This window comes from Phaeobacter sp. JH20_02, assembly GCF_048056915.1.
GTDB lineage: Bacteria > Pseudomonadota > Alphaproteobacteria > Rhodobacterales > Rhodobacteraceae > Phaeobacter > Phaeobacter bryozoorum.
This window is the reverse complement of the sequence record NZ_JAYMVP010000022.1, coordinates 749319-772572: the sequence shown is the minus strand read 5'-3', so window position 1 is coordinate 772572 and position 23254 is coordinate 749319. Positions and strand designations below refer to the sequence as shown.

Below are 23254 nucleotides of genomic sequence, written 5' to 3'. Positions count from 1 at the left end.
CTCACCGGATCGCTGCCTTTGCAGGGTTTGCAGGCGCGGTCGGGGCTGGCACAGTTGCGAAAAATTGCTTAGGCACCAAACGATCTGGCCTTGTGCATGGAGGAGAACCGCACGTGTCCCTGTTCCTGATTGCAGCCCTGCCCTTTCTCGGCGCGGTATTCCCCGCGCTATTGATCCGTGCCGGGCGCAATGCCTCGGCATCGGCGGCAGGCCTGACAACATTGCTCGCGTTTGTCGGACTGATGCTGCACGCCCCGGCGGTGATGCGCGGCGAAGTTATTCAGGCGCAATTCGACTGGCTGCCGGCGCTTGGGCTGAATGCCAATTTCTTTCTCGACGGCCTGGGCTTTCTCTTTGCCGGGCTGATCCTTGGAATTGGCCTGCTGATCATCCTCTATGCCCGGTTCTACCTGTCGCGCGAGGATCCGATGGGTAATTTCTACACCTATCTGCTGCTGTTTCAGGGCGCGATGGTGGGGATTGTCACCTCGGACAACATTCTGCTGCTGCTGATCTTCTGGGAGCTGACGTCGCTCAGTTCCTTCCTGCTGATCGGCTACTGGAAGCATCTGCCCGAAGGACGTCAGGGCGCGCGAATGGCGCTGACTGTTACCGGCGCCGGTGGCCTTGCCATGATCGGTGGCATGCTGATCCTCGGCAATATCGTCGGGTCTTATGATCTGACCGTGATCCTAGGCGCAAAGGAGGTCATTCAGGCCTCGCCGCTCTATCTGCCGGCCCTGATCCTGATCCTGATTGGCGCCTTCACCAAATCGGCGCAGTTCCCGTTTCATTTCTGGCTGCCGCACGCCATGGCCGCACCGACGCCGGTGTCAGCCTATCTCCACTCCGCAACCATGGTGAAGGCAGGCCTGTTCCTGATGGCGCGGATGTGGCCTGTGTTGGCGGGTACGCCGGAATGGTTCTACATCGTCGCAACGACGGGTCTGATCACGATGGTGCTGGGGGCGATCATTGCCCTGTTCAAGGATGATCTGAAGGCGCTTCTGGCGTTTTCCACCGTCAGCCACCTGGGCCTGATCACCATGCTGCTGGGGTTTGGCACCAAATTTGCTGCCGTCGCCGCCGTTTTCCACATCATCAACCATGCCACCTTCAAGGCGGCTCTGTTTATGAGCGCGGGCATTGTCGACCACGAGGCCCACACCCGCGACATCAAACGGCTGGGCGGCCTGCGGCACCTGATGCCGATCACCTTTGCCATCGCCACAGTCGCGGCCCTGTCGATGGCTGGCATTCCGCCCTTCAACGGTTTCCTGTCGAAGGAGATGATGCTGGAGGAAACCGTTCACACGGTCTGGGCGGGTTCACATTATCTGGTGCCGGGTCTAGCGCTATTGGGGGCCTTGTTCTCCGCCGCCTATTCGTTCCGCTTCATCGCCCATGTCTTCCTCGGGCCAAGGCGTGACGACTACCCTGCAACCCCGCATGATCCCGGCACCGGCATGTGGCTGGCCCCAGCGTTTCTGGTTGGTCTTGTCGTGCTGATCGGCCTGTTCTCGGCCAAGATCGTCGGGCCGTTGGTGGCCACTGCGGCCTCTGCCGTGATTGGTGGCGAGAAACTGCCCTATTATTCGCTGAAACTCTGGCACGGATTTACTCCGGCGCTTTATATGTCGATGGCGGCGGTTGCCGGGGGTGTCGTCCTGCTGATGCTGCACAAACCGCTGATGCGTATGTGGGATTCCGCACCGCGCCCGGAGGCGAAGGTAATTTTCGAGGCGCTGATCGGCGCGCTCACACGGCTTTCGCGTGCCATTACCGACGGTATGCACAACGGCTCGATGCCACGCTATGCCGGGATCATGATCACCTTTACCGCGGTACTGTCCTTCTATGCCTATCAATCCGGCACATTGGCGGCGCCGACCCGCAGCCTTCAGGATGTCGGGCTGATCCCGATCCTTGGCTGGGCCAGCCTGCTGATCGCAACCGGTTTTCTGGTTGCCATGCACCGCAACCGCCTGCTGGCGCTGGTGCTGATCGGCGTTGTTGGACTGGTGGTGTCGATGGGCTTTAACTACATGTCAGCGCCGGATCTCGCTCTGACGCAGATTTCGGTCGAAGTGGTCACCATCATTCTGATGCTGCTGGCGCTGAACTTCATGCCCAAGGAAACCCCGGTCGAAAGCTCTGGCGGCGCCCGCTTGCGTGACATCTCCATTGCCGGCATCTCAGGCCTTGGGGTTGCGGGGCTGATCTATGCACTGATGACCCGTGATTTCATCGGCGAGACGATTTCCGGCTTCCACCTTGAAAACTCCTACAAGGGCGGCGGCGGCACCAATGTCGTCAATGTGATCCTGGTGGATTTCCGAGGCTTCGACACCTTTGGCGAGATCATCGTTCTTGGCATTGCCGCGCTGGTGATCTTTGCGCTGACCGAGGCGGTGCTGGGCACCCGCGTGCGGGCCTATCTGCTGAACCGCAAGCCCGATCTGCCGCAGGCCGGTGACTCGCATCCGATGATGATGGTGGTGGCGACCCGCGTGATGATGCCGCTGGCGCTGATGGTGGCGGCCTATATCTTCTTCCGGGGGCACAATCTGCCCGGTGGCGGCTTTATCGCAGGGCTGATCGCGGCGATTGCGGTCATCATGCAATATATGGCGTCGGGCTTTGCCTGGGCGACCGAGCGGCAGCGCTACCCCTATCATGGCATCATCGGATCCGGTGTGCTGATCGCCGCCGCAACCGGCATGGGATCATGGTTCAGCGGCAAGCCCTTCCTGACCAGCGCCTTTGGGTACATCCACTGGGAACCGCTGGAAGAATTTGAATGGGCAACCGCTGCGCTGTTCGACCTTGGCGTGTTTCTGGCAGTTGTTGGCGCTGTGCTGCTGGCGCTGGAGAGCCTGTCACGCTTTGCCTGGCAGCCTGGCACCGACAGCACCCACGCGATGGATATCAACCCGGCCCGCGATGACGTGGCCATGACCGAGAACGAGGGCTGACTATGGAAATTCTAGTCGCTTCGGCCGTGGGCGTCCTGACCGCGGCCGGCATCTACCTGATCCTGCGCCGACGCAGCTTTCCCGTCATCCTCGGGCTGTCACTGATCTCCTATGCGGTGAACGTGTTCCTGTTTGCCACTGGCCGCTTGATGACCAACGCCCCTGCGATCCTCAATAAATACGAAGAGGTCCCCTATACCGACCCGCTGCCGCAGGCTCTGGTGCTGACCGCAATCGTGATCTCCTTTGGCATGACGGCCGTTGTGGTGATGATTGCGCTGGGGGCCTATCTGTCGTCGCAGGATGACCGGATCAATCTCAGCGATGATGATGCCAAAGTTGGAGATGACGCATGAACCACCTCGTGATTGCGCCGATTGTCCTGCCGGCAATCGTCGCGCCCTTTATTATCATGGTCCTGCGCTACCATCTGGACCTGCAACGGATCTTCTCGGTCGCCAGCAGCCTGCTGGTGCTCTGCCTGACCCTGGCGCTGGCAGCGCAGGCCGCCGACGGCACCGTGCAGGTCTATGAGCTGGGTGACTGGCCTGCGCCTTTTGGCATCGTGCTGGTGCTGGATCGCCTGTCGGCAATGATGATCGTCCTGACATCGGTTCTGGCGCTGGCTGTCGTGCTCTACGCGATTGGCACCGGCTGGGATTCTCGCGGCGCCAATTTCCACGCGCTGTTCCAGTTCCAGATCATGGGCATTCTCGGCGCCTTCATGACGGGCGATGCCTTCAACCTGTTCGTGTTCTTCGAAGTGCTGCTGATTGCCTCCTACGGGTTGATGATCCACGCAGGCGGCGCCAAGCGGTTTCAGGCCGGCGTGCAATATGTGGTCTATAACCTCCTGGGCTCGACCCTGTTCCTGTTTGCGCTCGGCACGATCTACGCCGTTACCGGCACGCTGAACATGGCCGATCTGGCGGTGCGCGTGGCCGAGATGTCGGGCGAGGAAACCGCCCTGCTGCGCGTTGGTGCGGTCATGCTGCTGCTGGTCTTCGCGATCAAGGCTGCGGTGCTGCCGCTGCATTTCTGGCTGCCCGCCTCCTACAGCCATGCCCCGCTGCCGGTGGCCGCGCTGTTTGCGATCATGACAAAGGTCGGCGCCTATGCAATCCTGCGGGTCTACACGCTGATCTTTGGCCCGGATGTTGCGATCACCGAAGGGCTGGTCGGCGATTGGCTGCTGCCTGCCGCCATGGTCACGCTGGTCGTCGGCGCCATCGGTGTTCTCGGCTCGCGCGAGATCGGGCGACTGGTCGCCTTTGGGGCGATCACCTCGATGGGGACACTGCTGATTTCCATTGCCCTGTTCACCCCTGCCGCAACCGGAGCCGCTCTCTACTACATCGTCCATTCGACGCTGGCGACGGCGCTGATGTTCCTGATTGCCGATCAGGTCATGGAACGTCAGGGCGGTGCTATTGCCGCCCTTCGTCTGATGCCGCAGAGCGGCTTGCTGTCGGTGATGTTCTTTATCGCCGCTATCGCGCTGGCCGGTATGCCACCAGTCTCCGGCTTCATTGGTAAGCTGCTGGTGATGGATGCCGCGCGCGATCATGACCTGGTCTGGTGGATCTGGGCGGTCATTCTGCTCGGCTCGCTTGTGACCATCGTTGGTCTGGCTCGTGCAGGCACGCTGATCTTCTGGAAAAGCCATGGCCTGCAGGCAACCGACGGCACGGTCGCATCCGATGCAGGTGACGAGGATCTTCTCGACGGTAACGCCACCCCAGCCCCAGCGGCGGCGCCGGTCCTGCCGCTTGTTGTCTGCTTTGGGCTGATGGGGGCGATTGTGCTGCTCACCGTCTTTGCCGGGCCGATGACCCGCTATGCCGACGCCACGGCGGCCCAGCTGTTCACCCCAACCGCCTACATCGAAACCGTCCTTGGGGGGCTTTGAAATGAAGCTGATGCGCCGCGTACTGCCACACCCGATCCTGACACTGGTGCTGACCGCAACCTGGCTGTTGCTGGTGAATGGCTGGTCGCTCAACTCGCTGGTGTTCGGGTTCATGCTCGGGGTTTTGATCCCCTTCCTGACACAGCCCTACTGGCCCCAACAGCTGAAGATGAAAGGCCCGGTGAAGATCATCGGCTACATCCTCATCGTACTCTATGATATCGTGGTGGCCAATCTGGTGGTGGCCAAGATCGTCCTGTTCAAATCCAATGCCAGCCGCCACCCCAATTGGGTGACGATCCCGCTGGACCTGCGCACACCCGAAGCGATCACGGTGCTGGCAGCGACCATCACCATGACACCGGGGACCGTCTCTGCCGATCTCTCAGCCGAAGGTCATGCGCTGCTGGTCCACTGCCTTGACGCGCCGGACCCCGAAGCGGTGCGCGACGAGATCAAGGACCGCTACGAACGCCGCCTGAAGGAGATTTTCGAATGATCGAAACAGCTGCAATCTTTGCGTTTGTCTGCTTTGCGCTGTCGCTGCTGATGAACCTGTGGAAAGTTGTCTCCGCCGAGGATGTCGCCGACCGGATCCTGGCGCTGGATACGATGTTCATCAACGCCATCGCGCTGATGGTGCTCTATGGGCTGGCGCTGGGAACCGAGATCTTCTTTGAGGCGGCAATGATCATCGCCATGCTGGGCTTCGTGTCCACAGTGGCCTATGCGCGCTTCATCCTGCGCGGCAATATCATCGAGTGAGGAGAGATCATGGACCTGTTCTTTGACATCGTGATCGCCGGATTTCTCGTGATCGGCGGCATCTTCGGTATCGTGGGATCATTTGGCCTGTTGAAGCTCAACGACCGCATGTCCCGGCTGCACGCGCCCACCAAGGCGACGACGCTAGGCGTTGGCGGTGTGCTGCTGGCCTCGATGACCCATGCCGCCGTCTACGAATACCACCTGTCGGTGCATGAGCTGATGATTACGCTATTTCTGTTCCTGACGGCGCCGATCACGGCAAATTTCATTGCCAAGGTTCACATCCACCGGCACGACACGCCAGACAGCCTGCCAGACGCAGGTAAAGATAAGATATGGGCGACGCATAAACTGCCCGAAAACGAAGTGATCGGCCCAGAGGTCTGATCTCCCAGCGCCCCCGCCCGTCCGGCGGGGGTCTTTCATCCGGGGCGGAGCCTGTCCGGGTGAGCCAGCCCAGCCCGGTGACACATAGATGATGCACGCAGCCCCCCTCCCCCTGACCAAAGACGTGGTATTGATCGGCGGCGGCCACACCCATGCGCTGGTGCTGCGCAAATGGGGTATGCGGCCCCTCGCCGGAGCGCGCCTGACCGTGATCAACCCCGGTCCGACCGCCCCCTACTCCGGCATGTTGCCGGGCTTTGTCGCCGGGCATTACGCGCGCGAGGCGTTGGATATTGATCTGGTGAAGCTGGCACGCTTTGCCGGGGCGCGATTGGTGCTCGGGGCGGCTGATCACATCGACACCGATAGACGCGAGGTCCATGTCTCGGGCCGCCCCCCAATTGCCTATGACATTGCCGCAATCAACCTGGGCATCACCTCTGCCATGCCCGATATGCCGGGATTTGATGACCATGCGATCCCGGCAAAACCACTCGGCCGTTTTGCGGAAAGCTGGGCCGCGTATCTGCACGGCGACAGCGCCGCCCATGTTGCGGTGATCGGTGGCGGTGTGGCCGGAGTGGAGCTGATCCTCGCCATGGCCCATGCGCTGCGGGCCCGGGGCCGGACGGTGCAAGCCACGTTGATTGATCGCAGCGAAATCCTGACTGACACCGGCACCAAGTCCAGCGCCCGGCTGCGCGCTGCGCTGCGCGGTCTTGACGTCACCGTGATAGAACACGCGAAGATTGCCCAGATCGAGGCCACTCATGTGTTGCTGGCGGACGGCCGCGCAATCCGGTCCGATTTCACAACCGGGGCTGCGGGTGCACGTCCCTACCCCTGGCTCAACGGAACCGGGCTGGACCTGCACGATGGGTTTCTCTCGGTTGATGCCTATTTGCAGACCAATCGCAAAGGCGTCTTTGCTACCGGCGACTGTGCTCATTTCAGCCCCGACCCGCGTCCGAAGGCCGGGGTCTATGCGGTGCGTCAGGCGCCGATCCTCTATCATAATCTGCGCGCCAGCCTGACGCGGGATCCGCTGCGCCGCTACCGCCCGCAGAAAGACTATCTGAAACTGATCTCGATGGGCGGCAAAACCGCTGTTGGAGAACGCTTTGGACAGACCTTTTCGGGCGGTTGGATCTGGCGCTGGAAAGATCACATCGATCAGGGCTTCATGGCGCAGTTCCGAGATCTGCCGCAGATGGATCAGCCGGCGCTGCCCCCCGAACACACCCATGATCTGCCAGAGGCGCTTGGCCATAAACCGATGTGCGGAGGTTGCGGTGCCAAGGTTGGCGCGCGCACGCTCAAGGCGACGCTCCGATCGCAGCCGCATAATCAGCGCACGGACATCACCCCGCTTCCCGGTGATGACGCCGCGCTGCTGATAACGGGCGGGCAAAGGCAGGTGATCAGCACAGATCACCTGCGGGCCTTTACCGCCGACCCGGTGGTGATGGCCCGTATCGCGGCGGTCCATGCGCTTGGCGATATCTGGGCGATGGGCGCCGAGCCGCAGGCCGCGACCGCCAACTTGATCCTGCCCCGACTGTCGGCGGAACTTCAGGCCCGGACCCTTGATGAAATCATGTCTGCCGCCGGTGACATCCTGAGGAAAGCCGGCGCCGAGATCGTTGGTGGCCACACCTCCGTGGGAGACGAGCTGACCATAGGGTTTACCGTGACCGGACTATGCGACGCGGCACCCATCACCCTGGCCGGGGCACAGCCGGGTGACGCCCTGATCCTGACAAAACCGCTGGGCACCGGGGTGATCATGGCGGCGGAAATGGCGGGAAAGGCCGAGGGCGCCTGGGTCGCCGCGGCATTGACGTCGATGAGCCAGTCGCAGGACAAGACCGCCGAGCTTCTGCACGCCGCACATGCGATGACCGATGTGACCGGATTTGGCCTGCTGGGCCATCTGCTGGGGATCTGCGAAGCCTCCGCTGTTGGAGCTGAACTGGACCTCGGGGCAATTCCTGCGCTGCCCGGTGCCGCTGCACTGACAGCACGCGGGGTCAGGTCCTCGCTCTTTGAAGAAAATGCCGCGCTTCTGCCGCAGATAACCACCGGCGGGCCACAGGATCTGCTGTTCGATCCGCAGACTGCCGGTGGCCTGCTGGCCGCACTGCCGCGCGATCAGGCCGAGGCGCTCTTACCCGAACTCCGCAGATACGCAGCTGAGGCCGCGATCATCGGCCATATCACCGGCTCTGCGGGCGCGATCACGCTGATCTGAAGTCGCGGCTATAGCCGGTCCAGCTCAAGACGCAGATCCGCGGCCAGCCGGTCAAGATCGGGCTCCCGCAGGTCGGTTGCCCCCAGGGTGGTTATCACATCGGCACCGATGGCCCGGCGCGCAGTCTCATAGGCGGGGTCGTAATGCTGCGTGATGAGCGCCTCCGTCAGCGCCGGTTTGTCGCCTTCGGCAATCCTCTGCAACCAGCCATCGACCACCGCATTGGAGCGATGTGCCCGCAACCCATCGAGACGCACGCGCAGCATCTCCGTGTTTGACAGAATATCATCATAACCCGCCAGCAAGTATCGACATCGCGCCGCCACGGGTGCGTGGATCTCGATCCGCGGAGCCCGTTTCATGGCCGCCCAGAGCTGCGGTGGGATGATCCGTGCGCCGATCTTGCTCGACTCCGCCTCCACCAGCACCGGGCGTTCCGGATTCATCCGTGCCAGTTGACCGGCCAATGCGGATTCAAACGCCTTCTGGCTGGGCTGCGGGGTCGGGTGATCGCCCAGCAGCGAGCCGCGATGATGTGCCAGCCCCTCAAGGTCCAGCACCTGTGCGCCAAGCAGTCCAACACGCTGGAGGATATCGGTTTTTGCGGTGCCCGTGTAGCCATCCAGCGCCACGAAACGATGCGGCAACGCGGCTTTATAGAGATAGTCATGGACCAGTCTGCGGTAACTTTGGTAGCCGCCCTCGACCACATCCGCCCGCCATCCAATCTGCTGCAACAGCCAGGTAAAACTGCCGGACCGTTGCCCGCCGCGCCAACAGTAGACCAGCGGGCGCCAGGATCCCGGATGATGGCTCAGCCGTTGCTCAATATGGTCGGCAGCATTGCGAAACACCTTCGCGGCACCGACCTTGCGGGCCAGAAACGGACTTTGCTGGACATAGATCGTGCCGACTTCGGCGCGTTCTTCATTATCCAGAACCGGCAGGTTTATGGCCCCGGGCCAGTGATCCTCAGCAAATTCGGCGGGACTCCGCACGTCGATGACACAATCGTAGTCTTGATCGAGAATTTCGGATAGCGATGTAAAACGAAGGGCCATGTCTGATGATCTACCGCGCCGCGCGCGCAAGGAAAAGTCGCATTCCCTTTATACCTTAAACATTTTATTATGGATCAAAGATTCGTTTGAAATTCTATCTATAAACCGATCACAGCCGGTTCCCGGATGTGAACTGGATGCTTTTTCCAGCGGGAGGCAGGACATGGCAGAGCCACAGATAGATACCTTGCAGTTCCCCGGTCATCTGATCCGGCGGTTGCACCAGATCTCTGTTGCCCTGTTTGCGGATCATATGGCGCGCAATGACATCGACCTGACACCGGTACAGTTTGCCGCGATTGACGCCCTGGCCCACGAACCCGGTGTTGATCAGGCAACAATCGCGGCCCGCATTGCCTATGACCGCGCAACGCTTGGAAAAGTGATCGACCGGCTAGAGGCCAAGGGACTGATCCGGCGTGATATTTCTCCAGCTGATAGACGTGCGCGCGTTGTCACCCTGACCGAGGCTGGCCAGTCGCTCCTGAACAAAGCCATGCCGATTGTCGAGGCGCTACAGTCCGAAATCCTGACCGGCCTCAGCCCGGCGGAGCAGGTTCAGATCACCACATTGTTGACCAAGGCGACCCAGATCGGCGACCGGCTGCGCCGCGCTCCGCACCGCGCGCAAACAGGCTCGCAGAAGGAATTCTGACCCCGCTATCGCGCAGAGACGGCCCGGCAGCCATATGGTGAGTAGCGGATAACAAGCTGCCGACGCAGGACCCGAACAGCACCGTCAACGCCCTAGCCAGATCGCGTGCAACGCTGGTTATCGACCATAGGCCTTGCGCGCGAGGTCGATGCGGGCTTCCAGCATTGTCATTTCTTTCATGATATCACGGCGTTTTGAACGGTCGCCGGTATCGGCAAGCTGTTGGCGCAGAACCGCAAGCGTGCGCGACAGCGTGACGAACTCCGGCACACCGCCGCTCTCCTTGATCAATCGGTTGACCAGCGCATTCTCCGGGTCGTCAACCGGTGGCAACGGTTTGCCCGCTCCTGACAGGTTGTCAAAAGCGCCATCGGCCTCCGCCTTCTGGATACGCGCGTTGATAAGGTCAATCAGGGGGTGATCCATAACGGTGTTATGCCGCAGCTGACAGGAAAAACAAAGACCGCGCCGAAGATACGGCGCGGTCCAGTCTGGGTTGTTGAGGCAGCGCAATAGCTGCGCCCGGTCACTTCTGGCGGATGCGGCCGTCGGTGTAGGGCTTATAGGGGGAGTTCTCGACCAGATACTCTGCCATGACATCCGCCAGATCCGGGCCAAAGTCATAGGCGTTCTTGTCGTCGCCTGCGAAGACCTTGTAGCCATCACCGCCATTGCGGACGTAGTTGTTTGTCACGACAACATAGGTCTTGGCCGGATCAATCGGCACGAAGCTGTCGCCTTCGCTCACCATGACCTCCTGAATGCGGCCCTCATTGGGTGCAACCGACGGATCCCAGGTGAATTTCAGACCAGCGACCTGCGGGAAGCGGCCCTTGACCTCTTCAACCTGGCTCACCCCGTTTTCCAGGGCCGCGATGACGTCCTCGCCAGTGATTTCAAAGGTCGAGAGCGTGTTCTGGAACGGCAGGACCGTCAGGACCTCTCCCATCGTGACCTCGCCCGGCTCCAGGCTCGCACGGATACCGCCCGAGTTGGCAATCGCAATGCTGACACCCTGATCCTTCACTCGGTCCAGCATCGCATCGGCCACCAGGTTGCCCATCTGGCATTCCTGAACACGGCAATTGTCGCGGTCGCCGTCAACAGCTTCTGCGCTCTCGGCCACAACCTTGTTGCGGATCTCGTCCAGCGGTTTGGCCAGCTCGGCGATGCGTGCGACGGTATCCGCATCCTCGGTGACGGTGCCATCCATAATCAGAGGTTCGCCAACCGCTTCGACGACATTGCCTGCATCATCGAAGGTCACGTTCAGCTCACCCAGGAACTTGCCATAGGCATAGGCCTGCACGATGGCCACATCATTGACCATGGTCGGGTATGGCCCTGAAGCATCTTCCGACGTGTTGGAAAGATAGGTGTTGCTGTGCCCACCCACGATGACGTCCACACCCGTGGTGCCCGCCGCAACGCGCTGATCCACGGCATAGCCCGAATGGCTCAGCACGATGATCTTGTTGACGCCCTCGGCGGTCAGCCGGTCGACCTCCCCCTGCACGGCATCAACCGGGTTGGTGAAGGTGATGTTTTTGCCCGGGCTGGCCAGATCGGGCGTATCCTCGGGAGTGAGGCCGATCAGGCCGATCTTTTCACCGCCGCGTTCGATCACGGTGGATTTCTTCAGCACATCGGCCAAGGCAGGCTCAGCGCTGACATCGGCATTGGACATCAGAACCGGAAACTGAACCGAATCCATGAACCCGCGCAGGACCTCGGGGCCATCATCGAACTCGTGGTTGCCGACGGTCATGCCGTCATAGCCAAGCTTATTCATCATCTCGGCGGCAACTTTGCCCTTATAGTAGGTGTAGTAGAGCGAGCCCTGAAACTGGTCGCCACCATCAACAAGAATGCTGTTGTTGCTGCGCGCGCGCGCATCCGCCAGCGCAGTTACCAGACGTGCCGATCCGCCAAAGCACTTGCCCTCGGCATTGTCCCCTTCGCGGCAGCCGCTGTCATACTTGCTGATCGGCTCAAACCGCGAATGAAAGTCATTGGTGTGCAGGATGGTCAGCTTGTAGTCGGCTGCGGCTACGCCCGCCGTCAGGCCAAGCGCGGCAACAGACGTCAGAAAACGCGTCATCATGGAAACATACTCCCTTATTATTTTTCTATTGCCGGATGGTGAGGGGAAATGCGGGCGCAGTCAAAGGGGAAAAATTCATCGCCGTGCTGTCTTTGCGTCAAGACCGATCATATTCAGCCTTGATTCACCTCTGCGCGCAGGGCATCACCGCGCCATGCTCATCTATAAAATCTTCCGCACCGACGAATGGACCACCCTTCAGGCAGAGGGTGAGACCCTCGGCGCCCCCATCGATCTGAGCGATGGTTACATTCATTTCTCCACCGCCGACCAGTCCCAGGAGACCGCAGCCAAGCATTTTGCCGGAGTTGACGGGCTTTGGCTGATTGCGGTCGATGCCGAGCGGCTGGGGCTAGACCTGCGCTGGGAAGTGTCGCGGGGCGGCGCCGAGTTTCCCCATCTCTACCGCAAGATGACCATGACTGATGTGGTCTGGGCGAGACCGCTGCCGCTGGTCGACGGCACCCATCAATTCCCGGAGGATATGGCGTGAGCCTCGTTGAACGTCTTACCCTTGGTGCGCTGCATCGCTGCGACCCGGAGACCGCCCATGGCTTGTCGATCAAGGCGCTGAAACTGGGGCTGACGCCCGCCCCCGGCCCGGTCACCTCCCAGCGTCTTGCGACCGAGATCGCCGGTCTGTCCCTGCCAAATCCGGTTGGCTTGGCGGCGGGATTTGACAAGAACGCCGAAGCACTGCGCCCGCTCTCTCAGGCCGGGTTCGGCTTTATCGAGGTGGGGGCCGCGACGCCGCGCCCGCAACCCGGCAACCCCAAGCCGCGCCTGTTTCGTCTGACCGAAGATCAGGCGGCTATCAACAGGTTCGGCTTCAACAACGACGGCATGAGCGTGATCGGCCAGCGTCTTGCGGCCCGCCCGCGCGATGCTGTGATCGGCCTCAATCTTGGGGCCAACAAGGACAGCAGCGACCGCGCTGCCGATTTTGCCAAGGTGCTAGCCCATTGTGGGGCGCATCTGGATTTTGCGACGGTGAATGTCTCCTCGCCCAACACCGAGAAACTGCGCGATCTGCAGGGCAAGGCCGCCCTGTCAGCGCTGCTCAGCGGCGTGATTGAGACGCGGGACGGGCTGGACCAGCGGGTGCCGGTGTTCCTGAAAATCGCCCCCGACCTTGACCGCGCTGGGATCGAGGATATTGCCGAGGTGGCGCTTGAAACCGGTATTGATGCGGTGATTGCCACCAATACAACGCTTGATCGCGACGGGCTGAACAGTGCACATCGTGGCGAAACGGGCGGCCTGTCTGGCGCGCCGCTGTTTGAGAAATCCACCCGCGTTCTGGCGCAGCTTTCTGAGCTTCTGGACGGTCGGGTGCCTCTGATTGGCGTGGGCGGCATCTCCACAGCCGAACAGGCCTATGCCAAGATCTGCGCCGGCGCATCGGCGGTCCAGTTTTATACCGCCATGGTCTATGCCGGACTGTCATTGGCCGGAGAGATCGCGCGCGGGCTGGACCAGCTGCTGGCCCGCGACGGTTTTGACACTGTCGCAGATGCCGTCGGCATCAAACGCGGGGACTGGCTATGATCACCTACTGGCACAATCCGCGCTGCTCAAAATCCCGTGCGGGCCTTGCCCTGCTTGAGGAGGCCGGAACAGCGGTCACCCTGCGCCATTATCTGAAAGATGCGCCCTCGGAGGCAGAGCTGGCGGAGGTTCAGGCCAAACTGGGTGTCACTGCAATTGAGATGATGCGCAGCGGCGATGCCACCTTCAAGGAGCAGAACCTCAGCTCATCGGATGATGACGCAACGCTGATCGCGGCGATGGCCGCGCATCCGATCCTGATTGAGCGCCCCATCGCCATTTCGGAAACAGCAGCCGTGATAGGCCGTCCTACCGAAGCGCTGAAAAAACTTCTCTGACAGGAGCCGCGAGAAACAGTGGCCGCCTGAAACAGTCGCCATCTGAAACACAGCTGCTCTCTTTCAGCCCAGCCCCGATCTATGCGCCGACCTGCGCTTCGAGCCGTGGATAGCGCAGACCAAGCGTCGCACCTCGCGCTAGGTTCAACACCATCAATGCCGCCCAAAGCCCGTGATTGCCGAGGAGCGGCACCAGAACCAACAGGGCCACAACGTAGACCGCCACCGATTGCAGCATCGCGATCCGCATGTCCCGCGTCCAGGTCGCCCCGATGTAAATCCCGTCGAACATATAGCTGGCCACACTGAGCAGCGGTAATATCGCAGCCCAGATCAGGTAATCCCGCCCGGCTGCCCGCACCTCAGGCGAAGTGGACATGACATCGATGAGCCAACCACCGCCCAGCCAGAACAGCAGCCCCAGTACGATTGCGCCGCCCACGCCCCATTGGCTGGTCACCACCGCTGCGCGTCGCAGCTGCATCCGCGCCTTTGCACCGACCGCGCTGCCCACCAGCGCCTCGGCAGAAAAGGCAAAACCGTCGAGCGCAAAGGCCGTTATCTCAACGAATTGCAGCAACACCTGATTGGCTGCGAGCGTCACATCGCCCAGATCGGCGCCGATGAACAGAAAGGTCGTGAAGGATCCGGTCAGCAGCACCGAGCGGATCATGATATCGCCATTGACCTGCATCATGCGTTTCAGCCGCACAGGATCGAACACACGGGCCCAGTTGCGCCACTGGCTGCCCGCAAAGGCATCGCGGCACAGCCACAGCCCCAGCGCAAGACCGCTCCATTCCGCGATCAGGGTTGCGACCGCGACCCCTTCGACTCCCCAGCCCAGCCCCAGCACGAACCAGAGATCCAGCAGAATATTGAGACCGTTCATCCAGATTTGCAGGGCAAAAACACCGCGTGTGCGTTCAACCGCGATCAGCCAACCAGTGACCGCATATAGCGCGATGGTCGCAGGGGCACCCCAGATGCGAATCTGAAGGTAATCCCGCGCCAGCCCCTCGACCTCGGCACTGGCAGGGGCCAGCGCAAAGGCCCCCCAGAACACCGCGACCTGTCCAACAATGAACACAAGGCCCGCAGCAAAGGCCAGCAGGATCCCCCGGGTGAGCAGCGCGCCCGTTTCTGCCCAGTCTCCAGCCCCGCGGGCCTGCGCGGCGAGACCCGTGGTGCCCATCCGCAGAAAACCGAAGATCCAATAGATCGTCGCCAGAATGACCGCACCGATGCCCACCGCCCCAATAGGAGCCGCCTGCCCCATCTGGCCGACAACTCCGGTATCCACGGCCCCCAGAATAGGCACCGTCGCATTCGAGAGTACAATCGGCAGCGCAATCTTCAGCACCCGCGCATGGCTGATCGGTTCCGGCACCTCGGCGCTGGCTGTGGACATGCGTTCTAGCCCTTGTCCCGAGGCGCGGCATCGGCCACGAAGTCCGGCGCGGCAGCCCCCTGTTTTGCCGCCTCCTGCGGCATCAGGAAATGGCCCGTGGCCTGGGCGAACAATTTGTCCTTGTGATCCTGCCAGGCCGCCACATGGACCGAGGCATAGCGCCGGCCGGACCGGGACACGGTGGCGCGTGCATAGGCATCTCTCGGCAGCCCGGAACGCAGGTAATCCACTGTGAAATCAATGGTCTTCGGCTGGCGTGGCAATTTACCTGCGGCCAGTTCCTCAACATCGAGCGTGCCGCTTTCGATGCGCTCCCACAGGTTGGCCCAGGTCAGGGTCATCACGGCTGTCACCTCCAGAAAGGCCGCTGTGACACCACCGTGGATGGCGGGTAGAAACGGGTTACCGATCAGCTTGTGATCGAAATTTAGCTGCGCCGTCAGCTCATCGCCGCGACGATCAAACGTGATGTTGAGAAAACGCGCATAGGGCACGGATTCCACAAGCGCGGCGAGGGCAGCGTCGCGCCGCTGCTTCACCACCTGAACGGGTTCGGGACGGGGGCGGCTCAAAATTTTGCCTCCACGGTAAAGGCGCCAACCGCCGTAGCGACGGGGTGTGCCTCATCCTCGTCCATCGCCGTCGCACGGACGAAGGCGACGTTGCGGGTCATGTGATGACAGGTCGCGCGGGTCACGATCCGCTGCCCGGGAGTGGCTGCACGCATGTAGTCGATACGCAGGTCGATCGTGGCGGTGCCGCCCGGCGCCGACGGGTGGCACATCACCGCCGCGCCGCAGCAGGTATCCATCAGCGCCGACACCGCGCCACCGTGGATCACCCCGGTTTCCGGGTCGCCGATCAGTTTCTCATCATAGGGCATCACGATCTCGGCCGTGCCATCCCCCAGTTCCGTGAGGGTCATCCCCAGTTCCTGCGCATGCGGGATGGCTTCTATGAACTGTCGCGCGAGCTGCGTCTTGTCGACCATGGGCTTCCCCGTTCCTATGTTTTCCTCTTTATCGGCCAGACCTTGGCCGAAGAGCAACCCCGGCGGTTGAACCCTTTGCCGGTTGTGCTTAGTTTGCGGGTAAGGGAGATACGGAATGACCGAACAGAAATTGTCATTCAAGGAGATGTGCAGCGAATTCGACGTGACCCCGCGCACGCTTCGCTACTATGAGTACATCGAATTGTTGCAACCCGATCGCGAAGGCCGGTCGCGGTTTTACGGTGCCCGCGAGCGGGCCCGGATGAAGCTGATTATGCGGGGACGCAAGTTCGGCTTCCAGCTCGAAGAGATCCGCCAGTGGCTGCTGATCTATGAAAACGAGGGCGATGAGGCTCAAAATCGCGCCTTTGTCGAAATGGCCGACCGCCAGATGGAAGAGCTGCGCAAGCAGCGCGAACAGCTCGACGAAGCGCTTCAGGAACTCCACGACCTGCGAGCCACCACGCTCAACCTGCTGAAACAAGACGCCTGATTCCCGCCGACCAAGCGTCAGGTCGGATCCGCTTTTGACACTCAACGCCCCGCCGACTGGTGGGGCGTTTGCCGTTCTGCGGGCTCGTCAGCACGTGATCTGCCGTCCATGTGACGGATGTTCCAATCAAAAAAATCGAACATAATCCACGCGAAAAAGCCCGATAATTTTATCGGTAATTTGAACGATCGCCCTATTTTAAGGGCTGATAGCCAAACCCGAAACGAAGTAACGTTGCGTCAGCTCGGTGGATCCTACGTCACCTCGGAAAGTGACGCAGCGTTCAACTTACGTCAACGTCAAGTTGCTGTTGTAAACGACGGGCAAGCTGCTCACCTTAGTCTCACAACCCAGCAGTTATGAGTTACGACGATGACCGATGAAACCAAGACCATCCGCCAGATGTGCGATGAGTTCGGCGTTACGCCGCGTACATTGCGGTTTTACGAAGCCAAGGAGTTGCTGTTCCCGATCCGCGAGGGTCAGAAACGCCTCTTTACCAAACGCGACCAGGCCCGGCTCAAGCTGATCCTGCGCGGCAAGCGGTTTGGCTTCAGCCTCGAGGAAATCCGGCAACTTCTGAATCTCTATCATATGGGCGACCAGCAGCTGACGCAGTTGACCCGCACCTATGACATCGCCTGCGACCGGCTCGCCGATATGGAGCGGCAGCGCGATGAGCTGAACGAGGCAATTGATGATCTGAAAGAGCAGCTGCGTTGGGGCGAACGTGTGATCGCCTCGATGAGCGCCAAACAAGAAGCCGCGGAATAGATCCCGGCCCCCATGCCTGCCTGTCCCAAGATGGGAGAGGCAACCAGACAGACACCGCAGAACCACAGCGAGGACCGCGATGCCCAGTTACACCGCCCCGATCAAAGACACTCAGTTCATTCTTCACAATGTTCTGAAGATCTCTGAAAGCGCCATTCCCGGCTATGACGAGCTGGACGCCGATTTCACCAATGCCGTGCTGGAAGAAGCAGGCAAGATCTCCAGCGAAGTCCTGCACCCGCTGAACACCGTCGGCGATACCGAAGGCTGCCGCCTTGAAAATGGCGTCGTCTACACACCGACCGGGTTCAAGGCTGCGTTTGAGCAGGTCAAGGAAGGCGGCTGGACCGGTCTCGACATGCCGGAAGAATACGGTGGCCAGAACATGCCCTATATCATGGGCACAGCCGTGGGCGAGATGTTCTCCGCTGCGAACCAGGCCTTCACCATGTATCAGGGCCTGACCCATGGCGCCGCGTCGGCGATCCTCGCCCATGGTAGCGACGCCCAGAAAGATACCTATCTGCCGAAAATGGTGTCCTGCGAATGGACCGGCACGATGAACCTGACCGAACCGCACTGCGGCACCGATCTGGGTCTGATGCGCACGAAGGCCGAACCGCAGGATGACGGCAGCTACAAGATCACTGGCCAGAAGATCTTCATCTCCTCCGGCGATCACGACATGGCCGACAACATCATCCATCTGGTGCTGGCCAAGATCCCCGGCGGCCCCGAGGGCATCAAAGGCGTGTCGCTCTTCATCGTGCCGAAGTTCATGGTGAACGAGGACGGCTCGCTCGGCGAACGCAATGGTGTCTCCGTTGGCAAGATCGAAGAAAAGATGGGCATCCACGGCAACTCGACCTGTGTGATGAACTACGACAGCGCAACCGGCTACCTGCTCGGCACCGAGCACAAGGGCATGCGCGCCATGTTCACGATGATGAACGAAGCCCGCCTCGGCGTTGGCATGCAGGGTCTGGCTCAGGCCGACGCCGCCTATCAGAACGCCTTGGAATATGCCAAGGACCGTCTTCAGGGTCGCGACGTGACCGGAGCCAAGAACCCGGAAGGCCCGGCAGACCCGCTGATCGTCCACCCGGACATCCGCCGCAACCTGATGGATCAGAAAAGCTTTGCCGAGGGCGCGCGCGCATTCATCCTCTGGGGCGCAAAGATGATCGACCAGGCGCATCGCGCCGAGGATAAGAATGCCGACGGGCTGATCTCGCTGCTGACACCGGTCATCAAAGGCTTCCTGACCGATCAGGGTTATGACATGACCGTTCAGGCACAGCAGATCTACGGCGGTCACGGCTACATCGAAGAATGGGGCATGTCGCAATACACCCGCGATGCCCGGATCGCGATGATCTACGAAGGCGCCAATGGCGTTCAGGCGCTGGATCTGGTCGGCCGCAAGCTGGCGCAGGATGGCGGCAAACATGTCATGGCCTTCTTCGAGATGGTGAAGAATTTCTGCAAAGAAAACGGAGACATCTCCGACGCTTACAGCAAGGAGTTCATCGACCCTCTGAAAGCCGCGTCGAAGGACCTTCAGGCCGCTGGCATGTATTTCATGCAAAACGGCATGACCAACCCGAACAATGCGCTGTCTGGGTCTTATGACTTCATGCACATGTTTGGTCACGTCTGCCTCGGCCTGATGTGGGCGGAGATGGCCAAGGCGGCACAGGCAGAGCTTGACGCCGGGTCTTCTGACGCCGCGTTCTACGAGACAAAAATCGCGACCGGGCGGTATTACATGGCACGCAGGCTGCCTGCGACGGCGCTGCACCTCAGCCGTATCCAGACCGGCGGCGACACGGTGATGGCACTGGCGGCAGACCAGTTCTGAAGCGCAGTTTGATCACCTCGGGGCCCCTTTTCGTGAGGGTCTCCGACACCGCCCCCGTCTGATCATCGGGGCGGCAGGATAACAGGCGATCCGGGCCATCCGGGGCGCCAGAACCAGGGCGTCGCAATCGGAGGAGAGACAATGCCCAAACGCTTTCGCCTCACGCGCCGCCTGCCGGTTGCCATGACCGAAGACGGCTATCGCCGCTTGCGCCGATTTTCGCAGGAGGCCGGCCTCGACGAAGGCGAAGCCCTCTCCTTCCTGTTTGAGAATTTCGACAGCGTCACAGATCGCGACAACCTCACCCACCGGCTGCGGCTCTTCAATGCCGAGCTTGAGGACCGCAAGAAATAGGCCGGCCCACACCGTCCAAAGAAAACAGATGCCACAAGGCACGAGACAGCCACCAAAGGGGAGCCCCATGAGCGCAGAGCAAAAATCCAGCTGGATGACCGAAGAGCATCAGATGCTGGCGGATATGACCGCCCAGTTCATCACCCGCGAATGGGCGCCGAAATTCGAGACCTGGCGCAAGCAAGGCATGATGGATCGCTCCACCTGGAATGAAGCTGGCGCCCTTGGCCTGCTCTGCCCCTCCGTACCGGAAGAATACGGCGGCGTCGGTGGTGATTTTGGCCATGAAGCCGCAATCCTGATCGAAGGCAGCCGCGCCAATCTCGCCAGCTGGGGCCACGGGATCCATTCCGGCATCGTCGCCCATTACGTGCTGGCCTATGGGACCGAAGAGCAGAAACAGCGCTGGCTGCCCAGGATGATCACCGGCGAGCTGGTCGGCGCTCTGGCGATGACCGAACCCTCCACCGGCTCCGACGTGCAGCGGATCAAGACAAAAGCGGTCAAAGATGGCAACGCCTACCGGCTGAGCGGTCAGAAAACCTTCATCACCAATGGCCAGCACGCCAATCTGATCCTGGTGGCGGCCAAGACCGACCCCACCGAAGGATCCAAGGGCATCTCGCTGGTGGCGGTTGAGACCGATGGCGCAGAGGGTTTCAGCCGCGGCCGCAACCTCGACAAGATCGGCTGCCATGCCGCAGATACCTCGGAACTCTTCTTCGACAATGTCGAGATTGCGCCGGAAAACATCCTCGGCGGCGCCGAGGGTCAGGGCTTCTACCAGATGATGCAGCAGCTGCCGCAGGAACGGCTGATCATCGCCTGTGGCGCCGTCGGTGCCATGGAAGGGGCGGTTGAACGCACGGTCGCCTATTGCAAGGAGCGCGAGGCCTTTGGCGGGCCGCTGACGCAGTTTCAGAACACCCGGTTCAAACTGGTCGAATGCCAGACAAAAACAAAGGTTGCCCGTGCTTTCCTTGATGAATGTATGGTCGAACATCTGCAGGGCAAGCTGACCGTGGAAAAGGCGGCGATGGCCAAATACTGGATCACCGATACCCAGGGTGAGGTGCTCGACGAATGTGTCCAGCTGCATGGCGGCTACGGGTTCATGCAGGAATATGCCGTGGCCGAGATGTGGGCAGATGCCCGCGTTCAGCGCATCTATGGCGGCACCAATGAGATCATGAAGGAATTGATCGCGAGGTCCCTGTGAGGCTTCGGGCTGCACATATAGACGCGGATGCCGGAAGCCTCCGGCGGGAGTATTTGGGGAAAGATGACAGGATGAGACGCGCCTCCCCCCGAGCTCTCCGCCTAATGGGTCGGCGCGCCGTCACCTTTCACGGTCATCGGCTCTCCAGCCTGTTCCGCAGGACCATGCTGACGCCATCTACCTTAATACGGAGTGAAGGTTCCGTCATCTTTCCAGAAATACTCCACGGGGGTGCGGGGGTGTGAAACCCCCGCTCCGCCAGCAGACACAGGGAGCAACATATGACACTCAAACTGCATTGTTTCGGTGAAAGCGGCCATTCCTATAAGGCCGCCCTGGCTCTTGAACTGGCCGGGATCGACTGGGAGCCGGTGTTTGTGGATTTTTTCAGCGGCACCACCCGGGGTGATGCCTTCCGTCGAGATATCAACGACATGGGAGAATGCCCGGTGCTGGTGGATGGCGATCTGACACTCAGCCAATCCGGGGTGATCCAGCAGTATCTGTCGGACACTTATGGCCGGTTCGGCGGCGTCACTGCCGAGGAAAAGCGCGAGATCCTGCGCTGGCAGCTATGGGACAATCACAAATTGTCCTCAAACGCAGGCTTGTGCCGGTTCCTGATGAATTTCCTGCCCGAAGACAAACGCCCGCAGGAGGTCATCGCCTTCCTTCAGGGCCGTCTGCGAGGCGCCTACGCGATCCTGGACAAACATCTTGAGGGGCGAAGCTGGATTGTCGGCGATGGGCTGACCAATGCCGATCTGACCTGCTGCTCCTATCTCTATTACCCCGAACCCTTCGGCTTTGATCGAGCCGAATGGCCCCATATTGACGCTTGGCTCTCGCGGCTGAGCGCACAACCGGGCTGGAAAGCCCCCTACGACCTAATGCCCGGCAACCCGTCGGACCGAGCCTGAGGAGACTGATATGACCGAAGCCTATATTTACGACGCCGTGCGCACCCCGCGTGGCAAAGGCCGCAAGGATGGATCCTTGCATGAAGTAACGGCCGCGCGTCTCTCTGCGGTGGCGCTCAACGCTCTGAAGGAGCGCAACAATCTGGAAGGCCACGCAGTCGAGGACGTGATCTGGGGCAATGTGACCCAGGTTGGCGAACAGGGCGCCTGCTTGGCGCGGACCGCTGTTCTGGCCTCTGATCTGGATGAATCGATCCCCGGCGTGTCGATCAACCGCTTCTGCGCCTCGGGTCTGGAAGCCGTCAACATGGCCGCCAACCAGGTGCGGGGACGTGCTGGTCATGCCTACATCGCCGGCGGTGTGGAATCCATGAGCCGTGTCCCCATGGGCATGGACGGCGGTGCCATTGCTGTTGATCCGGCGATTGCCATCGAGAACTACTTTGTGCCCCAGGGGATCTCGGCAGATATCATCGCCACCGAGTATGGTTTCTCGCGTGATGATGCCGATGCCATGGCGGTGGAATCCCAGCGCCGGGCGAAGGCGGCCTGGGACGACAAGCGTTTTGCGCGCAGCGTTGTCCCGGTGCGCGATATCAACGGGCTGACCATTCTCGATCACGATGAATACATGCGACCCGGCACCGACATGCAGTCGCTCGGCGGTCTGAACCCCTCGTTCCAGATGATGGGTGAGCAAATGCCCGGCTTCGACAAGATCGCGATGCTAAAATACCCGCATCTGGAGCGGATCAATCACATCCACCACGCGGGCAACTCTTCCGGTATCGTGGATGGCGCCGCTGCCGTACTGATTGGCGACAAGGAGTTCGGCGAGGCGATGGGCCTGAAACCGCGCGCCCGTATCAAGGCCACAGCCAAGATCGGCACCGACCCCACCATCATGCTGACCGGCCCCGTGCCCGTCACCGAGAAGATCCTGCGCGACAATGGCATGGAGATTGGTGACATCGACCTCTTTGAGGTCAACGAGGCCTTTGCCAGCGTCGTCATGCGGTTCGAGCAGGCCTTTGGCGTCGACCATGACAAGGTGAACGTCAATGGCGGCTCGATTGCTATGGGCCACCCACTTGGTGCGACCGGCGCCATGATCCTCGGCGCACTGCTGGATGAGCTGGAGCGCAGCGACCGCGAAACCGGTCTTGCGACACTCTGCATCGGGTCCGGCATGGGCGCGGCCACCATCATCGAACGCGTGTAACCCAGGCGACAGG

At 61.0% G+C, this 23254-nt stretch carries 24 protein-coding genes; 18 read left to right on the top strand and 6 right to left on the bottom strand.

Annotation, left to right across the window (positions count from 1 at the left end):
- Positions 1–113: 113 nt before the first annotated feature.
- From VWY34_RS10450 to selD, 7 genes are all read left to right on the top strand, one after another.
- On the top strand, positions 114–2975 hold the full coding sequence (locus VWY34_RS10450) for a monovalent cation/H+ antiporter subunit A (protein ID WP_416544238.1): 2862 nt from the start codon (positions 114–116) through the stop codon (positions 2973–2975).
- 2 nt (positions 2976–2977) lie between these two features.
- Entirely contained in the window at positions 2978–3331 is a 354-nt protein-coding gene (locus tag VWY34_RS10445; RefSeq protein ID WP_340545289.1) for a Na+/H+ antiporter subunit C, read from the top strand.
- Entirely contained in the window at positions 3328–4884 is a 1557-nt protein-coding gene (locus tag VWY34_RS10440) for a monovalent cation/H+ antiporter subunit D (protein ID WP_416544237.1), read from the top strand. The genes VWY34_RS10445 and VWY34_RS10440 overlap by 4 nt, the downstream gene beginning before the upstream one ends.
- A gap of 1 nt (position 4885) precedes the next feature.
- Complete coding sequence (locus VWY34_RS10435) at positions 4886–5383, top strand: Na+/H+ antiporter subunit E (RefSeq protein WP_416544236.1); 498 nt, start codon at positions 4886–4888, stop codon at positions 5381–5383.
- Positions 5380–5649, top strand: coding sequence for a K+/H+ antiporter subunit F (locus VWY34_RS10430; protein ID WP_014874349.1), 270 nt, complete (start codon positions 5380–5382; stop codon positions 5647–5649). Before VWY34_RS10435 ends, VWY34_RS10430 begins: the two co-directional genes overlap by 4 nt.
- 9 nt (positions 5650–5658) lie before the next feature.
- Positions 5659–6039 carry a Na+/H+ antiporter subunit G gene (locus VWY34_RS10425; RefSeq protein WP_340545286.1) on the top strand — a complete coding sequence of 127 codons (381 nt, stop codon included), beginning with the start codon at positions 5659–5661 and terminating at the stop codon, positions 6037–6039.
- A gap of 91 nt (positions 6040–6130) precedes the next feature.
- Positions 6131–8290 (top strand): selenide, water dikinase SelD, encoded by a 2160-nt coding sequence (selD, locus tag VWY34_RS10420; RefSeq protein WP_416544383.1) that lies wholly within the window; start codon positions 6131–6133, stop codon positions 8288–8290.
- Between the two features lie 8 nt (positions 8291–8298).
- On the opposite strand, the gene mnmH is transcribed toward selD, so the two are convergent.
- A complete protein-coding gene (gene mnmH, locus VWY34_RS10415; RefSeq protein ID WP_416544235.1) occupies positions 8299–9351 on the bottom strand; it encodes a tRNA 2-selenouridine(34) synthase MnmH in 1053 nt (350 codons plus the stop codon).
- Between the two features lie 163 nt (positions 9352–9514).
- On the opposite strand from mnmH, the gene VWY34_RS10410 reads away from it, so the two are divergent.
- Positions 9515–10006 carry a MarR family winged helix-turn-helix transcriptional regulator gene (locus VWY34_RS10410; protein WP_416536217.1) on the top strand — a complete coding sequence of 164 codons (492 nt, stop codon included), beginning with the start codon at positions 9515–9517 and terminating at the stop codon, positions 10004–10006.
- Positions 10007–10123: 117 nt separating this feature from the next.
- Here VWY34_RS10410 and VWY34_RS10405 read toward each other — a convergent pair whose 3' ends face one another.
- Together VWY34_RS10405 and VWY34_RS10400 are read right to left on the bottom strand one after the other, a co-directional pair.
- Positions 10124–10432, bottom strand: coding sequence for a DUF1992 domain-containing protein (locus VWY34_RS10405; protein ID WP_340545283.1), 309 nt, complete (start codon positions 10430–10432; stop codon positions 10124–10126).
- A gap of 100 nt (positions 10433–10532) precedes the next feature.
- On the bottom strand, positions 10533–12110 hold the full coding sequence (locus tag VWY34_RS10400; protein WP_416544234.1) for a bifunctional metallophosphatase/5'-nucleotidase: 1578 nt from the start codon (positions 12108–12110) through the stop codon (positions 10533–10535).
- A gap of 154 nt (positions 12111–12264) precedes the next feature.
- On the opposite strand from VWY34_RS10400, the gene VWY34_RS10395 reads away from it, so the two are divergent.
- From VWY34_RS10395 to arsC, 3 genes are read left to right on the top strand one after another with little or no spacing between them, the layout of a single operon-like run.
- On the top strand, positions 12265–12603 hold the full coding sequence (locus VWY34_RS10395) for a DUF952 domain-containing protein (RefSeq protein ID WP_416538616.1): 339 nt from the start codon (positions 12265–12267) through the stop codon (positions 12601–12603).
- Complete coding sequence (locus VWY34_RS10390) at positions 12600–13658, top strand: quinone-dependent dihydroorotate dehydrogenase (RefSeq protein ID WP_416544233.1); 1059 nt, start codon at positions 12600–12602, stop codon at positions 13656–13658. The genes VWY34_RS10395 and VWY34_RS10390 overlap by 4 nt, the downstream gene beginning before the upstream one ends.
- Positions 13655–13996, top strand: coding sequence for an arsenate reductase (glutaredoxin) (gene arsC, locus VWY34_RS10385; RefSeq protein ID WP_416544232.1), 342 nt, complete (start codon positions 13655–13657; stop codon positions 13994–13996). The genes VWY34_RS10390 and arsC overlap by 4 nt, the downstream gene beginning before the upstream one ends.
- Positions 13997–14075: 79 nt before the next feature.
- Here the strand turns inward: arsC and VWY34_RS10380 are convergent, their stop codons facing one another.
- The 3 genes from VWY34_RS10380 to VWY34_RS10370 are packed head-to-tail and all read right to left on the bottom strand — an operon-like array spanning position 14076 to position 16398.
- Positions 14076–15407 (bottom strand): MATE family efflux transporter, encoded by a 1332-nt coding sequence (locus VWY34_RS10380; protein WP_416544231.1) that lies wholly within the window; start codon positions 15405–15407, stop codon positions 14076–14078.
- Between the two features lie 5 nt (positions 15408–15412).
- Complete coding sequence (locus tag VWY34_RS10375; protein WP_416538614.1) at positions 15413–15979, bottom strand: PaaI family thioesterase; 567 nt, start codon at positions 15977–15979, stop codon at positions 15413–15415.
- Positions 15976–16398, bottom strand: coding sequence for a PaaI family thioesterase (locus VWY34_RS10370; protein WP_340545276.1), 423 nt, complete (start codon positions 16396–16398; stop codon positions 15976–15978). Before VWY34_RS10370 ends, VWY34_RS10375 begins: the two co-directional genes overlap by 4 nt.
- Before the next feature lie 115 nt (positions 16399–16513).
- On the opposite strand from VWY34_RS10370, the gene VWY34_RS10365 reads away from it, so the two are divergent.
- From VWY34_RS10365 to VWY34_RS10335, 7 genes are all read left to right on the top strand, one after another.
- Positions 16514–16891: a MerR family transcriptional regulator gene (locus tag VWY34_RS10365; protein WP_340545275.1), complete on the top strand. Its 378-nt coding sequence runs from the start codon at positions 16514–16516 to the stop codon at positions 16889–16891.
- Between the two features lie 372 nt (positions 16892–17263).
- Positions 17264–17665, top strand: a complete 402-nt coding sequence (locus VWY34_RS10360) for a MerR family transcriptional regulator (RefSeq protein WP_340545274.1) — start codon at positions 17264–17266, stop codon at positions 17663–17665.
- A 79-nt stretch (positions 17666–17744) separates the two neighbouring features.
- Positions 17745–19526, top strand: coding sequence for an acyl-CoA dehydrogenase C-terminal domain-containing protein (locus VWY34_RS10355; RefSeq protein ID WP_416536231.1), 1782 nt, complete (start codon positions 17745–17747; stop codon positions 19524–19526).
- 141 nt (positions 19527–19667) lie between these two features.
- The gene (locus VWY34_RS10350; protein ID WP_340545272.1) at positions 19668–19880 is read left to right on the top strand and encodes a hypothetical protein; all 213 of its coding nucleotides are present in this window, start codon (positions 19668–19670) and stop codon (positions 19878–19880) included.
- A 67-nt stretch (positions 19881–19947) separates the two neighbouring features.
- Positions 19948–21099: an acyl-CoA dehydrogenase family protein gene (locus tag VWY34_RS10345; RefSeq protein WP_416544230.1), complete on the top strand. Its 1152-nt coding sequence runs from the start codon at positions 19948–19950 to the stop codon at positions 21097–21099.
- A 281-nt stretch (positions 21100–21380) separates the two neighbouring features.
- Complete coding sequence (locus VWY34_RS10340; RefSeq protein WP_416544776.1) at positions 21381–22019, top strand: glutathione S-transferase family protein; 639 nt, start codon at positions 21381–21383, stop codon at positions 22017–22019.
- Between the two features lie 10 nt (positions 22020–22029).
- Positions 22030–23241 carry an acetyl-CoA C-acetyltransferase gene (locus tag VWY34_RS10335; RefSeq protein WP_416536237.1) on the top strand — a complete coding sequence of 404 codons (1212 nt, stop codon included), beginning with the start codon at positions 22030–22032 and terminating at the stop codon, positions 23239–23241.
- The last annotated feature ends 13 nt before the right edge of the window (positions 23242–23254 follow it).